The following is a 14,107-nucleotide window of genomic DNA, read 5'->3' as shown; positions in this document are numbered from 1 at the left end:
ATTGGCTGGGCGCCACAACGTGCCTCGCCCCAAAATGAAAGAGGCAATTAGATGAAACTCCAGGAAGAAACCGACGGACTCCAAAGGAAGGGAGGCCCTGACCGGGAGAATTGGCTACCGGTCTATGCCGCCGGCCTGTCGACCTTTTGCGTCGTGACGACGGAGATGCTGCCCGTTGGGTTAATGACGCCGATCGCAGACGACCTTCAAACGTCGATGGGGACCGCCGGTTTGACGCTCTCGCTGCCGGCGTTGCTTGCCGCGCTCTTTGCGCCCACCGTGGTACTCTTGGCCGGCAGGATCGACAGAAGGCGCATCCTGACCACCCTTCTCTTGCTGCTGGTTGTTGCAAACATCATTTCGGCGCTGGCCAGTACGATCGGTTTGCTCCTGGCGGCGCGTATCATTGTCGGCCTTTGCATGGGCGGCATCTGGGCCGTTGCCGGAGGCCTTGCGCTACGGCTGGTTCCGGGCCGATCGATCGGTGTCGCAACGGCGATCATTTTCGGCGGCGTTGCAGCAGCGTCGGTTCTTGGCGTTCCGGTCGGAGCCATGATCGGTGACGCGGCGGGCTGGCGCTTCGCGTTTGCCGCGATGGCGGTCTTTTGTGCGATCGTGCTTGTGGTCAATCTCTGTGCGTTGCCTGCGCTGCCCGTCCACCAGTCCGTCCGGCTCAGCCAGTTTGGCCATCAGCTCTTGAACCGCCGGATCCAGCTTGGTTTGGCGATCACGTTCCTGTTCGTTGCGGGGCATTTCATGGCCTACACCTTCATACGTCCGCTTCTGGAAGTTGTTTCGGGCATCGGCACACAATGGGTCGGGCTCATGCTGTTTGCCTATGGAGCCGCTGGTATTGGCGGAAACTTTGTTGCTGGCCCTGTCGCCGACAGGCGTACCGGCGCGACCTTGCTGTGCATTGCCGGTGCCCTTGCTGCTGTCCTCTTCGGCTTTGCTCTCTTCGGAAACTCCGCTCTTGGCGGTGCGGTCGTCCTCATCTTGTGGGGCATCGCCTATGGCGGCGTCTCGGTCTCATTGCAAACCTGGATGATGAAGTCGGCACCCTCCGACATTGAAGTCGCAACGGCGCTGTTCGTCGCAATCTTTAATATCGCCATTGCCGCCGGATCCTTTGCCGGCGGTCGCATTGTCGATCAGTTCGATCTCGGCTCCAACCTGCTCGTAGCGGGCATCCTGCCGTCCCTCGGAATTCTGCTCGGATTGAAAGCCCAACGTGCGGCCACTGCTAAGGCTGACTGATCATCGGACATATATCGAGCGGATCGCACTCACCATCTGTGCGCAACCGGATGGACCGGGACGGCTTTCGTCCCGGCTCCGGCGGATCAGAAACAATCGCTTGAGGAATTTCCTACTCCGGCCGGGGGGAGAGAGAAGCAAAATCATTCCGCACTACTACATAAAATACATAGACTATATGTGTATTAGCCCAGGATTCTCACGCATGATGCTGGCAACAACACGTGCGCCGGACCCGTTCCGCCTGCAACGAATGACAACGCTGGCCAGCCCAGATTTCGACGGAGGATCTCATGTCCAGTTCCATTTTCGGCCAGGCCTATCGCCGCCGCAGCGTGCTGAAATCGCTCGCGGCTGCCGGCGCCCTGCCCTTCATCGCGCCACTTGCCTCCTCGACCGCCCTTGCGTCCGGCAACAAATATGCCGGCCGCACGGTCAATCTCCTGATCATCCAGCCGCATGTCGTCACCGGCAAGAAAATTGCCGAGGATTTCGAAAGGCTGACCGGAGCCAAGGTCAACGTCACGGCGGTGCCCTACGACCAGGTCAGCGTCAAGGCGACGCTGGACGTGCAGTCGGGCGCCAACCAGTTCGACGTCATCGACTATTTCTATACCTACAAGGGCCAGCTCGCCGAAGATGGCGTGATCGAGGACGTGACCGATCTCATCGAGCGCGACAAGGCCGAGATCCAGCCGGAAGACTTCATCCAGACCATCTACGACCAGTACACGCTGCATGACGGCCGTCGCTATGGCTTGCCCTATGACGGCGACAGCCATCTGTTGTTCTATAACCGCGAGCTGTTTGATCGCTACGGCCTGAAGGCGTCGGCAACCTGGGACGAATACAACGAGAACGCCAGGGTGATCACCGAGGCGGAAAAGAAGAACGGCATCTATGGTGCTGCGGTTCTGGGCGCGAAGATCCCGGTCATCATTCTTTCCACCTATGCCAACCGGCTCACCGGCTTCGGCGGCAACTTCTTGAAGGCGGACGGCACCTCGGCGCTCGACAGCACCGAGGCCGTCGAAGCCCTGAAGTCGCTGCTTGCGTCGGCTCCCCATGCGCTGCCGACCCCACTTGAAACCCGCTTCGAAGAAGGGCTGCCCGCGTTTCTCAACGGCAAGGCTGCACAGATCGACTTCTGGACCGATCTCGGCGGCTATGCACAGGACCCCAAGGGCTCGAAGATCGTCGACAAGTGGGGGGTGACGCGCATTCCCGTCGGCGGCAGCAACAAAACACCCCGCCTCGCCTTCAATGCCGGCTTCGGTTTTGCGATCACCAGCGGATCGAAAAACAAGGACGTCGCCTGGGACCTGATCAAGCTTGCGACCGGCAAGGACTACCACCAGGAGCTTCTGGTGCTCACCGGCTCGGGCATCGACCCGGACCGCCAGTCTGGCTTGAAATCTAAGATTTTCAGAGACTTCCAGCCGTTGGTGCAACCGCTGCTCGATGATGGCGCATTGGAAAACAGCCTGGCCTGGCCGACCGCCGTCTATGCGCCAAAACTCGAAAATGCGCTGACCGACGAACTGGCCCTGGCGCTCGCCGGCACCAAAAGCGCGGAACAGGCGATCGCCGATGCCCACCAGGCCTGGACCGAAATCATCGAGACCAACGGCTGATTGCTTGCGGGGTGGCGCTTCCTCCCGGCGCCGCCCCGCCACTTTTTTTGAAACGAGGCAAAAGACCATGAGCGCAAGATCCTTGCCGAAACGCAGGCTCGGCCGAACCGATTTCGACATCACGCCCGTTGGCTTCGGCGCCTGGGCCATCGGTGGGCCCGATTGGGGCTGGGGATGGGGAAGTCAGGACGATACCCGGTCGATCGCCGCCATCCGTCATGCGGTCGAGCGCGGCATCAACTGGATCGACACGGCGCCCGTCTATGGCCTCGGCCATTCCGAACAGATCGTGCGCGAGGCGCTTTCGACCATCCCACGCTCCCAACGTCCGTTGATCTTCACCAAGGCCGGGCTGATCTGGGACCCGGACAACCGCAACGCCCTTCCCGCCCGCATCGGCAATGCCCAATCCATTCGCCGCGAGCTGGAGGCTTCCCTGAAGCGGCTCGGCGTTGATGTCATCGACCTCTACCAGGTGCACTGGCCTGCCAATGACGACACGCCGGTCGAGGAATACTGGGCGACTTTTGCGGAGTTGAAGAAAGAGGGTAAGGTACGGGCCATCGGGCTTTCGAACCACGATCGGGCGCTTCTGGAGCGCGCGGCAACGGTGGCGCCCGTCGATGTGGTGCAACCGCCCTTTTCGGCAATCAAGCGCCAGTTCGCCAGAGCAGACCTGCCGTGGGTGCAGGCGCATGGCAGCGGCGTCATCGCCTACAGCCCACTGCAATCAGGCCTGCTCACCGGCGCCTTTACGCCGGCGCGCGCCCGGGCCCTTCCGCACGACGATTGGCGATCGCGCGACGAGGAATTTTCGGGCGAAGCGCTTCACCGCAACCTGGCCTTTGCCGAAGGCTTGAGGCCGATTGCCGCGCGACACAAAACGACCGTCGCTGCGATCGCTGCGGCCTGGGCGATTTCCTGGCCCGGCGTCACCGGTGCCATCATCGGCGCGCGCGAACCGCTGCAGATCGACGGTTGGATCGATGCCGCAACCCTTGCGCTCACGCCCAGCGACCTCGACGATATCGAGGACATGTTGCTGGCCACCCGGGCCGGCAGCGGGCCGACACGCCCGGATCTGGCCGAGGCCGCATGACCACCTTTGCCGTCGAGGTGCTGGAACCCGCCGGCGCGGCGGGTGTTGCCGGGCGCGGCCACGCCTTTTGGGCGCGTCTCGCACGGTTGGCCTGGATCGCACCGGTCCTCGTCGCGCTGATCGTCACGACGCTCTACCCGACTGTCTTTCTGCTGGCGCTTGCCTTCAGCAAGAGCACGCTTGGAAAGCCGTTCCGCGGCTTCGTCGGCATCAAGCACTTCGCAACGGCGCTTCAGGATCCGATCTTCCTCGCGGCCATCGGCAGAAGCGTCGCCTATGCACTTGCCACCTCGCTGGTGCAGCTTGCGCTCGGCTTCCTGATCGCGCTGCTTTTCACTTCCCTGTTGAAGGCCGGCCGCTTTTTGATGAGCCTCGTTCTGCTGCCACTGATGACCCCGCCGGTCATGGTCGGCATCGCTTGGAAGCTGATCTTCGCGCCGGCAGGCGGGCTCCTGAACGGTACCCTGATCACCTATGGCTTTATCTCCGAGCCGATTTCCTTTCTTGGTCACCCGACGCTCGCCTGGCTGGCGATCGGCGCCGCCGACCTCTGGCAATGGACGCCATTCATCGTCATTCTCTGCTTTGCGGCTCTTTCCACGGTACCCGACAGCGTTCACGAGGCAGCGCTGGTGGACGGGGCCAATGGCTGGCAGCGCTTCTGGCACATCACACTTCCGCTGGTCGCAGCACCGCTTTCGTCGATCTATCTGCTGAAGCTCATTTTGTCGTTCAAGCTCTTCGACCTCATCTACATCCTGACCTTCGGCGGACCGGGCTTTGCGACGACATCGGCCGGCTTTGCCATCTATCGGCGGGCGATCGAACAGTTCGACGTCGGCCGCGCCGCGGCCGAAACGATGATCTATGCGCTTGTCATCGGGCTTGTGACCTTGCCCGTCGTACGGCTGCACCAGCACTTCGAAAGGCGAGAGCTGTGAGACCCGCCGCGCGACATCTGTGGCTCGGCCTTGCGACAGCGCCGGTCGTCAGCTTCTTTGCCTTGCCTTTCCTCTATCTCATCGCGGTTTCCTTCAAGACGAAGGACGACGTGCTCAACGGACGCTTCTGGCCGACGATGCCGACGCTCGCCAACTGGCCGGCGGCCTTCGACGCGGCCAACATCCTCGGTTTCATCCTGAATTCCGTGATCGTGTCGCTGGTTTCGGGCCTCGTCACCATCGCGCTGGCGCTGCCGTCGGCCTATGCCGTCCTGCGGCTGAAGATCGGTGGCAAATGGCTGTCGGACGTAACGCTGTCGAGCTACATGGCGCCGCCGATCGTAGCGCTGATCCCGCTGTTTTTTCTGCTGAAGACAACCGGACTGCTCGATACGCGCGCCGGCCTGATTCTCATTTATGGTTTCGCCAACGTGCCGGTCGCCTTCTGGCTGCTGATGCCGTTCCTGCGCCGGATGCCGATCGAGATCGAACAGGCAGCGGCGATGGACGGCGCCGGTCCATTTCGCACGCTGCTGCAGATCGTCGTGCCGATCATCGCGCCCGGCATCGTCGCGACCTTCATCATCGTCACGGTCTTGTCCTACAACGAGTTCCTGTTTGCTTCCGCCTTCACCTTCTCCGACGCCACGCGGACCTTGCCGGTGGGCATCTCGCTCTTCCAGGGCGACCGTCTGGTGAATTTCGGCCAGATGGCAGCCGCCTCCCTGGCAGGCATCGCGCCGGTTTATCTGGTCGCGCTGTTCATGCAACGCTACCTCGTGAGCGGGCTTGCCCATGGCGGGGTGAAATAAGGATCGCCAACCGCAAGCTATCGCGCAATAGGAGAGTTGAACGCTTGTTGCGCCGCAGCTTTTGGTTTCTTGTCGGTCCATTGAGGCGGCGCGCCGTATTTGGCTGCTATCGCGCCGACCAGGCCCGGTGCCCGACCGAAGGCATCGCATGCGGCATATTTGGGTTTGCCACCCAACCAGGACTGCATGCGTTGCCGGGTCGGCAGCGAGATATTCAATGCCTTCGGCTCCTTGCCGGAAATCAGCACCTGCGAAAACGCGTCGGCGAATTTCGTCGAAAAGCTATAGGCGTCGCCAACTTCCGAAACACGGGGCTTGTCGAGGATCGAATTTGCACCACGCGCCCAAAGCATGGCGGCACTTTGCAGACCGCTGGCATCGACCGCTTCGGCCTCTACAGCCAAGCCTCCCAGGCCGACAGGCAATCGCGGCACGCTGACGGGCAGGACGAACCCCGTACCAATGGTGATGGCCGTGGAAACCCCTGCGAGCGCCTTGTCTGTCGGGACAATATCGGCGATCACGGAGCGAACCGTCAGATCAGCAGGCTGATTGGCAGGAACCATCTGGTACCTGTCGCTGAGCGCGACGCAGAGCGCCCGATCGAGAGCGTTCGAAACCAAATCGCGATCGGCATCGGACTTGATCTTGGAGGCGGCTGCAAAGGAAAACGTCGTTGGCGCGATGCGGACGGTTTTCACGTCGACCAGACGTTGTCCATCAACGTAGAGGCGTTTCTTGGCCACCATGCCTTTCGACGGACCGAGCTTGCCATAGGAGGTCAAAGTCCCCGCCTCCTTCAATGGAACCGATTGGCATCCGATCAGGGTTGCCGAGAGTAGCCCTGCCAGCGCCACCGCGCCGGCCGGGACGAGCGATGAAGAAACCCAGGCAAGCGATTGAATAAAATATTCTTTTAGCACGTTTAATGATCTCCGTTGACATGCAACGGCGACCTTGGGGATGGACAATTGCTACAGAATTACAAGCAGGTTAGAGCTGACACCGAAGGGATGGTGTCTCGAAAACCCTTCAAGCATGGGCGCGGCGGTGACCGCGACCTAAATCCCACGCCTCTCGCGGTCAGAGGTGGACGACCACCTTGGTTCCGCTCGCTGAACTCGTGAGACTGACACGCCCCCCGTGGTTTGAAGCCACCTGTTTTACAAGGCTCAAACCAAGACCCGCGCCCGTGTCCTTGGGAGAAACCCTGTAAAAGGGTTCAAAGACGAGTTCCTGATGCTCGGCAGGTATGCCCGGTCCTTCGTCGGAAACTTCCACGCGCCCATCGCTTGAGACCAAGACGGCAATCATGCCCGAATTGCCGCCGTGATCGATCGCATTTCGGACGAGGTTCGTGACCGCGCGCAACACGGCAGGTGGATTGCCCTTTCGCGCAAGCGTTTCCACGTCACTGTGGAAAGACACCTGATAGCCACCCCCTATCGCCAACGGAGCGAGATCGGCAACCGCCGATCGCGCGATGTCAACCAGATCCATCGGCTCGTCCAGAACGAGCGCCCGGTCGTTGCGCTCGAAGTCCAGAAGCTGCTCTGCCGCTTCTGCGAGCCGGGCGACATCATCCATCAGGCGCGTTCTCTCCCGGCCATCAGGCATGCCATCGATGCGCGTCTGCATGATCGCAATGGGGGTTCGCAGTTCGTGGGCCGCATCGATCAGGAAGCGCCGCCGCTTTCTGGACTCGTCCTCGAGGCGCTCAAGTGCGCCGTTGAATGCGATCAGAACCGGGGCGACTTCGTTCGGGATTCCTGCGAGCGGAAGGCGCGTCCCGTGGAGGCGCGGATCGATCCGCGATGCTTCGTCGGCAACCTCGCTCACCGTCGCGAGAGCACGCCCGACGATGTGAGGAACGGCAAGAAAAATCGCCGGGAGGGCACTGGCGATCAAAGACAGGTAGATTGGATAGGCCTTCGCCAAGAGAGCCAGGGCACCCCAACCCTTGTCCGCCACGCCGCCAAACAGAATCCGGACTTCGCCAGCCGGCGTCTTCGCGTTTTCGATCGTCGCAATCTCGCCAGTGGTTGCGGCCCCCCTGATATCCGCTTCGTCGAACAGGTGGATTACCGAGGGCAGCGCGGCATAGGCGGGCGGAACGGATCCATAGGACGCGAAGGCACCGCTGGTGGTGGCGACTACGAACCACAATGCGCTGTTTTGCGCCTTGAGCGTCGTCAGGTCATGGGTCTCGGAAAGCTGCAGTTGACCATCGCTTCCGCGGCCTACGGCACGGGACACGACCGAGACGACCGTCCCCTCCATGGCCGTGTTCGGCGACATGATCGTGGTTGCCCAGATGCAGAGCCCGATGATCACCGAGGCAACGACGGCGATGATGACGAGGCTCAATTGCCAGCTGAGCCGCCACCAGAGCGACGGATTGCGTCCTGTCGTCTGACCCATCACTCTTCCTTCAGGAGGTAACCGACCCCACGGATGTTGTGAATCGAAACTCCGGCCCCAGCATCCGCCAGGCGCTTGCGCAGCCTTGAAATGTGGGCGTCGATCGCGTTCGACTGGATCTCTTCTTCGTAGTTGTAGACCGCTGCTTCGAGCGTCGAGCGGAGAACGGTTTTGTCCCGGCGCCTCGCAAGGGCCTGGAGCACGAAGAGTTCGCGCCTTGGGACGTCAAGCTTCACATCATCGACGGTCACGGTGAGGTTCAGCGGATCGAGCGCCATTCGTCCCAGCTTGATCTGAAGCTCAGCAAGCGCAGCCGGGCGGCGCAACACGGCGCGCAGGCGCGCCATCAGTTCTTCGACGAGAAAGGGTTTGCCGAGATAGTCGTCCGCCCCGGTGTCGAGACCTTCAACCCGTTCCATCGGCTCGTTGCGTGCCGTCAGGACGATGATCGGCGCGTCTTGGCCAATGCGGCGCAATTGCGGGATGAAGCTCAGCCCTTCACCGTCGGGCAGGCGGCGGTCGAGAAGAATAGCGCCGTAGTCATTCTGACGCGCAAGTTCGGCTGCATCGGCGAGATGGGTCGTATGGTCGATGACGATGCCATATTTGCTGAGCGCCACAGCCAGTGCCGCCGCCAGCTCCCTCTCATCTTCGATCAGCAGTATCCGCATCGGCACCCCATGGCTTCGACCTTTCGAATCTGCCGCAAGAATTACAGCAGCATTACGGAAACCACGGGGCAGCCGAACGTAACACTGCTGCAATCGTTCAGAGCTAGCACACGCATCGAGCCGCCCTCGCTCGTATCAGCAGTGATAGGCGCGGCCTTCAACGAACCGGAAAGGCAGGAAGCATGACGACGTCACAAGTGGAGCGCCCTTCCGGGTCGGGATTGAAAACTGTTAGTTCGCGCCATGAGCATAGGGCCGCTCGATGACCCGCGGGCCCCTGCTGCGCTTCCTCATACGCTCGATCCTGTCGGCACTTTTCCTCGCAGCCTTCCTGGCTGGCCCGGCGATCATTCTGATCCTGACGTCCGATCGAATTGCGATGTAGCGCGCCAACGGATCAGATCCCCGACGTGGCGATCTGGTCGATCCAGCCAGTCAAAACGTCGCCGCGCGGATTGACGGCGGACAACATTGTTCGAACTGCTTCGGGCCCATTCACGACCCTTGGTTGCTATCTTCGCCGGATGTGGGTGCCGGGGTGTTCTTCGCTTCCATCGCCGCTTCGATCTGCCTGATGACCTTGACGGCCTCCTGGAGGATTGCCCGCATCTCATCGTCATAGAGATATACCGGCATGCCGCCGGCGCGGATGATGTCCATCGTTTCGGCAGACTCGCTGAGGCGATTGGGCTGCCCGAGCAGCTCCCAACCTTCCTTGATCGCGACATAGGCCCGGGAGACAAGACGGAGCTTTTCGCCCTCCGTCAGCATGTGAACGTCGCGCGCGGCCCGGGTCAGTTCGGCGATGACGTCTTTCGTGCTTTTCATGGGACACCTTGGCTATGCAAGTACCGCGGTGCAACCGACCAATCCATTCATGGTAACTAATGTATAGATTGAGGAAAACAAGAGCCAACACCTTCACGTAAGGGCAAGCCGAGGCCCTGAAATCCATGCACATCGCGGAAATTCATCACCGGGGACGCACGTCGGATGGCATCAACCGCTTCTTAATCCTTTGTTGACCATAATCTCCGTCGAAGAGCCGAGCCGCCGGCCGTTGCCGCCGGTGGATTGTACCTCGATTGAATCGGAAGCCGCTGTGTCTGAGTATCCTGTAACTGCGTATCCAGAGCCTGCCTCGCCTGCCATCGTCAGAGGCGTGAAGCGTATTGCCCGGTGGGCCGCTCGAGCGGCCGCCATCACCGCCCTTGCAGCATCCGCCATGACTTTCACCAGCACGGCGTCGTCGGCAGAAGTCCGGTCGCTGAAGCTGTTCTTCACGCACACCGGCGAACGCGCGACGATCACCTTCAAGCGTGACGGCAAGTACGACCAGAAGGGGCTCGCGCAGATCAATCGTTTCCTGCGCGACTGGCGCCGGAACGAGCCCGCCCGCATGGACCCGCGTCTTCTCGATCTTGTCTGGGAGGTCTATCAGCGCGCCGGTGGGAAGGACTATATCAACGTCGTCTCGGCTTACCGCTCGCCCGCCACCAACAGCATGCTGCGCGGCCGCTCCCGCAGCACCGGGGTCGCCAAGAACAGCCAGCACATGCTGGGAAAGGCGATGGACTTCTATATTCCGGGCGTGAAGCTCACCCGGCTGCGGGAAGTCGCCATGCAGATGCAGGTCGGCGGCGTGGGATACTACCCGACGTCAGGATCTCCCTTCGTACATCTCGACGTCGGAAACGTACGGGCGTGGCCGCGCATGTCGCGCCAGGAACTCGCCCGCATTTTCCCGAAGGGGCAGACACTCCACCTTCCGGCAAGCGGCGGGGCTTTGCCGGGGTATGACCAGGCGATGGCCGACTACAAGCGACGGGTCAAGGCCACCTCGATCGTCGCTGCAAACAGCGCCGGCCCAGCCAAACTGAAGGGCGGAGAACCGGCCGGCAACACGCTGTTGACCGCGATGCTTCCCACGCGCAAGAGCCGCGGTGAAGAAGCCCTCGAGCTTCAGACCATGCGGAAGGAAGCAGCCGAAAAGTCGCCGTTCTTCGACCTTGCGGCGATCACCGTGCCGCTGCCGACGCTGCGCGCCACGGCTACCGCCGCGACCGTGACGCCCGTCCCCACGCCCGAGCGGGCGCTACCCACAGACGTCTCGGCTTTCATTCCCTCCTCGTCGTTCAAGGTTGCGCTTGGCGTGGGCATGATGCGCCATCCAGCTGCAGGCGAAAGCAGCCTCACCGGCCCGTCGCCTACAAATGCCGAGTGGACAATTCGCGACGCGGCGCTCTTCAAGTGGGCGCTTGCGCCGGCCAAGGAGCTTGAGCGTCTGGCACTTCCGGCGAACCTGGAGCTCTCGGTGGCAAGCGCCGACGATACACCGCGCGTTCTAAAGCGGGCGTCCCAGGCTGGTAAGGAAAACAAGAGCTTCAACAAGGAGCGCTTCTGGTCGGACGGTTGATGCGGCAAGCACCTGTCACCATCTCGGCTTAAGGTTCGACCGGCCGGTCCGGCGTGCCACCAAGGCCGGCGTCACAGCGGCAGACGGCCCGATGATCACGCCAAGCTTTTCGGCCGAAGGAGCGGCGACCCCGCACACCTTTTGCCACGTCTTGTAACGCGGCCGCTCGAGAAAGTTCGCCCGAGCGGCCCGGTTTTCTCAGCGACCGCGGCCGCCGCCACCACCACCACGTCCGCCACCGCCGCCGCGGAAAGCAGCTCCACCGCCGCGACCACCACCTCCGTGGAAGCCGCCGCGGTTGCCACCCTGGAAGCCGCCGCCGCTGTAGCCGCCGCGACCACGGTCAAAGCTCTGGAAGTTCCGGCCGGACTCTTGGTAAAGCCGCCCATAATTGCGGCTCAGTTCGTTCTGGTTGCCGAATTGCCGTCCGGCGCGATCGAAGGACAGATGATCCGGCGCCCGTTGGCGAACCTGCTGGTTGCGGCGCGGTGCGGGTCTCGTTTCGGCACGGTTCTGGATACGCTGTGTGGCTTGGGGCCGGTTGGATGCCGCGCCTTGGGCGGCCTTGCGCAGGTTCTCCCCGTCCGGCCTCTGAACCGGTTGCCAGCCATCCGGCGTGTGCTTCTGCCATTGGCCGTCCTGACGGCGATAGACGCTGCCATCGCGGCCGGCATAAACGTCACCGCCCTTGCTGCCGGCGATAAAGCCCTTGTCGCCTTCCGAGTTGCGCCAGCGCAGGCCGCCGGCACTCCCGGTTGATCCGCCGCTGATGCGTGCGAACTCTCCGCCGTGCTTGACGGCTACACTGCCCCAGGAGCCGTAAACATTCTGCCCGCCCCGCGCGACCATCGCGTTGCCCGTGCGTGGATTGTAGGCAGAAATGAAACCGCGCTCGCCACCGGGACCCGCCACCGCGCCGCCGCGGAACCGTGTCCCCGTGACGGGGTTATAGGCTGCGCCGAAGACCAGGCCCCTTTCCGGGCCATAGGCGTAGCCATAGCGCCCGAAAGTGCCATAGGCCGGGTTGTACGAGGCGCCGAACCCGTAGCTGATCGGCGGCGGATAATACGGCCAATCATCGTCGTAATAGTCCCAATAAGGCGGATAGTACCATCCCGAGCCCCAGACGACTGTATCCCAGGCAAGGTAGGTATAGAGATAGCCGAGTGTGTAGCCGTACCAGATGGCATCCGGTTCCGTATCGTAGATGCGGACATAGGTCGCGTTATAGACCGGAGACGACGATGGGATCGTGTAGATCTCATCGGCAACGGCGCGCGCAACGGCGAAGGGCCCGGTCGGCGTATCGCCGACGAACCAGATGCCGTCCTTCAAGACGAAATACTTGTCCGCGACCTTGATGACCTGCTCGTTGGCATTGACGGCATAGAACATGGACGTGCCTTCGATCGGCTCGAACTTCGGCTCGCCATTGTAGTGGACGTCCACCTTCAGCGATCCATCCGTCGAAACCCGCGCGAGCTTCGGAATGCTCGCCCGCAGACGCGCCATTGCGCTTTCGGACGTGCCGGGGATCGACGCGCGCACAGCCGAGTAAGCGGCGTCGTCGGGCAGGTTTACGAAATCATCGGGCAGGTCAGGCGTGGCAAAGGTCCAGGGACCTTCGAGTGCCGTTGAAGAAAACCACCGTCCGGAAAGAAGCGTGTACCACGTCTTGCTGGCCCGATGGAAAAACACCGAGCTGCTCGTATTGGAAATCCAATCCAGCCCGGTGCCCGCGATCGGTTCGAGGGCCGGTTTTCCTTCAAAGATCAGAAGCTCCGCCGGCTTCTCCGAATAGAAAACTTTCGGAACCTGGTTATCGCTGAAGGGCGTGGGCGGAAGAGAGGCCTTTACCCCTTTCCAGTTGTCGATTTCCGGTAGCTTGGAAAAGACGTCCGGCACCGATGCCGCTTCAACCCAACCGCTCTCCAAGGTCTTTGTTGTCAGCCAGTTCTTTTCGCTCCGCAGATAGTAGTCTGCCGCCTGATCCACCTTGAAGAGGTCCCAATTCGTATTGACCACGAAGGAGAGGCCCTCAACGCCCTTGACCGGAGCCGTCACCGGCTTGCCGTCCGTCTGCACCAGGATGGCCGGCGTCTCACTGACAAAGATCGGCGGCGGATCGGCCTTGATATCGGGGATATCGGCGAGGCGTTGGAAGTCCGCAAGGCTTGCCGCCAGGCGTTGCTGCGACACGACGATCGGATCGGTCGGGACAAGCTTGCCGATGTCGAGCGCGAGGTCAGCGAGCTGCTGTCGGTCCAGTGCGGAGAAATCGAGCTGCGTGGTGCGAACATCCGTCAGCGTAACATTCTCCGTCGCCTCGTCGGCCACAGTCTTGGCCGAAAGCCCGATGATCCCATAGATCGGCTTGGCGTCGGCGGACGGTTTGAGCTCGGTCGCGACAAGGGCTTCGAGCTCCTTGAAATCCTTCCAGGACGTGATCTGCGGCTGGAAGAGCGTGATCGTCGCGCCTTTTTCGGTGTTGAACATCCTTGGCCAGGCCGGCGCGGTGGCATCGGACTGGTTGAGATACTTGCCGGCAACAAAGCCATTTGCCCCGGCATAACTCACGGCACACCAGGAGGCTTCTGCGTCGCATTCCTTGATGTCGACTTCCTCGCCCTGGGGGATCACGCGCATGGCGTCAAATCCGGTTCCCGGGCCCACCCTGAAGTTCACATTTGCAGTCAGGATGGCGGGATCTGCAAAGGCTGAAGTTGAGAAGAACGAAGCGATCGTCAGGTACGCAAGAAGTCTACGCATGATCACATTCCCTTCCTGGGGTGTCTAAGCTGTTCGAAGTCCCTGCATGCTGGAGTGCTACTGAAAAAAAACGGACCGCCACGACAA

At 61.7% G+C, this 14,107-nt stretch carries 12 protein-coding genes; 7 read left to right on the top strand and 5 right to left on the bottom strand.

The features are described 5' to 3' along the window. Positions 1-51 precede the first annotated feature (51 nt). From IB262_RS32515 to IB262_RS32495, 5 genes are all read left to right on the top strand, one after another. Complete coding sequence (locus IB262_RS32515) at positions 52-1,257, top strand: MFS transporter (protein ID WP_192494338.1); 1,206 nt, start codon at positions 52-54, stop codon at positions 1,255-1,257. A 293-nt stretch (positions 1,258-1,550) separates the two neighbouring features. Then, positions 1,551-2,891, top strand: a complete 1,341-nt coding sequence (locus IB262_RS32510) for a sugar ABC transporter substrate-binding protein (protein WP_192494337.1) — start codon at positions 1,551-1,553, stop codon at positions 2,889-2,891. Between the two features lie 67 nt (positions 2,892-2,958). Continuing rightward, positions 2,959-3,990 carry an aldo/keto reductase gene (locus IB262_RS32505; protein ID WP_192494336.1) on the top strand — a complete coding sequence of 344 codons (1,032 nt, stop codon included), beginning with the start codon at positions 2,959-2,961 and terminating at the stop codon, positions 3,988-3,990. Then, the gene (locus IB262_RS32500; protein WP_034798110.1) at positions 3,987-4,931 is read left to right on the top strand and encodes a sugar ABC transporter permease; all 945 of its coding nucleotides are present in this window, start codon (positions 3,987-3,989) and stop codon (positions 4,929-4,931) included. Before IB262_RS32505 ends, IB262_RS32500 begins: the two co-directional genes overlap by 4 nt. Continuing rightward, a complete protein-coding gene (locus tag IB262_RS32495; RefSeq protein ID WP_060581391.1) occupies positions 4,928-5,743 on the top strand; it encodes a carbohydrate ABC transporter permease in 816 nt (271 codons plus the stop codon). Before IB262_RS32500 ends, IB262_RS32495 begins: the two co-directional genes overlap by 4 nt. Positions 5,744-5,760: 17 nt before the next feature. On the opposite strand, the gene IB262_RS32490 is transcribed toward IB262_RS32495, so the two are convergent. The 3 genes from IB262_RS32490 to IB262_RS32480 all read right to left on the bottom strand — a co-directional run bounded on the left by IB262_RS32490 (position 5,761) and on the right by IB262_RS32480 (position 8,835). Continuing rightward, on the bottom strand, positions 5,761-6,600 hold the full coding sequence (locus IB262_RS32490) for a DUF3313 domain-containing protein (RefSeq protein WP_244497306.1): 840 nt from the start codon (positions 6,598-6,600) through the stop codon (positions 5,761-5,763). A gap of 226 nt (positions 6,601-6,826) precedes the next feature. After that, the gene (locus IB262_RS32485; protein WP_192494335.1) at positions 6,827-8,164 is read right to left on the bottom strand and encodes a HAMP domain-containing sensor histidine kinase; all 1,338 of its coding nucleotides are present in this window, start codon (positions 8,162-8,164) and stop codon (positions 6,827-6,829) included. Beyond that, positions 8,164-8,835, bottom strand: a complete 672-nt coding sequence (locus IB262_RS32480) for a response regulator transcription factor (protein ID WP_192494334.1) — start codon at positions 8,833-8,835, stop codon at positions 8,164-8,166. The genes IB262_RS32485 and IB262_RS32480 overlap by 1 nt, the downstream gene beginning before the upstream one ends. A gap of 262 nt (positions 8,836-9,097) precedes the next feature. Here IB262_RS32480 and IB262_RS36540 point away from each other — a divergent pair, with 262 nt between their 5' ends. After that, positions 9,098-9,220, top strand: a complete 123-nt coding sequence (locus IB262_RS36540; protein ID WP_255382254.1) for a hypothetical protein — start codon at positions 9,098-9,100, stop codon at positions 9,218-9,220. Between the two features lie 110 nt (positions 9,221-9,330). Here the strand turns inward: IB262_RS36540 and IB262_RS32475 are convergent, their stop codons facing one another. Continuing rightward, complete coding sequence (locus IB262_RS32475; RefSeq protein WP_060581389.1) at positions 9,331-9,663, bottom strand: hypothetical protein; 333 nt, start codon at positions 9,661-9,663, stop codon at positions 9,331-9,333. A gap of 397 nt (positions 9,664-10,060) precedes the next feature. Between IB262_RS32475 and IB262_RS32470 the strand changes: the two genes are divergently transcribed. Continuing rightward, on the top strand, positions 10,061-11,251 hold the full coding sequence (locus tag IB262_RS32470) for a DUF882 domain-containing protein (protein WP_051659394.1): 1,191 nt from the start codon (positions 10,061-10,063) through the stop codon (positions 11,249-11,251). Positions 11,252-11,449: 198 nt separating this feature from the next. Here IB262_RS32470 and IB262_RS32465 read toward each other — a convergent pair whose 3' ends face one another. Next, the gene (locus tag IB262_RS32465) at positions 11,450-14,020 is read right to left on the bottom strand and encodes an SH3 domain-containing protein (protein WP_112975625.1); all 2,571 of its coding nucleotides are present in this window, start codon (positions 14,018-14,020) and stop codon (positions 11,450-11,452) included. Positions 14,021-14,107: the final 87 nt, after the last annotated feature.

Origin of the sequence: Ensifer sp. ENS02, assembly GCF_014851885.1 — a bacterium.
GTDB lineage: Bacteria > Pseudomonadota > Alphaproteobacteria > Rhizobiales > Rhizobiaceae > Ensifer > Ensifer adhaerens.
The sequence above is the reverse complement of the archived record's forward strand: the minus strand, read 5'-3'. Positions and strand labels throughout refer to the sequence as shown.

What these genes read in the sequence shown, in the direction of transcription:
- IB262_RS32515 (WP_192494338.1), top strand. Translation starts at nt 52, where the DNA reads ATGAAACTCCAGGAAGAAACCGACGGACTCCAAAGGAAGGGAGGCCCT.
- IB262_RS32510 (WP_192494337.1), top strand. Translation starts at nt 1,551, where the DNA reads ATGTCCAGTTCCATTTTCGGCCAGGCCTATCGCCGCCGCAGCGTGCTG.
- IB262_RS32505 (WP_192494336.1), top strand. Translation starts at nt 2,959, where the DNA reads ATGAGCGCAAGATCCTTGCCGAAACGCAGGCTCGGCCGAACCGATTTC.
- IB262_RS32500 (WP_034798110.1), top strand. Translation starts at nt 3,987, where the DNA reads ATGACCACCTTTGCCGTCGAGGTGCTGGAACCCGCCGGCGCGGCGGGT.
- IB262_RS32485 (WP_192494335.1), bottom strand. Translation starts at nt 8,164, where the DNA reads ATGGGTCAGACGACAGGACGCAATCCGTCGCTCTGGTGGCGGCTCAGC.
- IB262_RS32480 (WP_192494334.1), bottom strand. Translation starts at nt 8,835, where the DNA reads ATGCGGATACTGCTGATCGAAGATGAGAGGGAGCTGGCGGCGGCACTG.
- IB262_RS36540 (WP_255382254.1), top strand. Translation starts at nt 9,098, where the DNA reads ATGACCCGCGGGCCCCTGCTGCGCTTCCTCATACGCTCGATCCTGTCG.
- IB262_RS32475 (WP_060581389.1), bottom strand. Translation starts at nt 9,663, where the DNA reads ATGAAAAGCACGAAAGACGTCATCGCCGAACTGACCCGGGCCGCGCGC.
- IB262_RS32470 (WP_051659394.1), top strand. Translation starts at nt 10,061, where the DNA reads ATGACTTTCACCAGCACGGCGTCGTCGGCAGAAGTCCGGTCGCTGAAG.
- IB262_RS32465 (WP_112975625.1), bottom strand. Translation starts at nt 14,020, where the DNA reads ATGCGTAGACTTCTTGCGTACCTGACGATCGCTTCGTTCTTCTCAACT.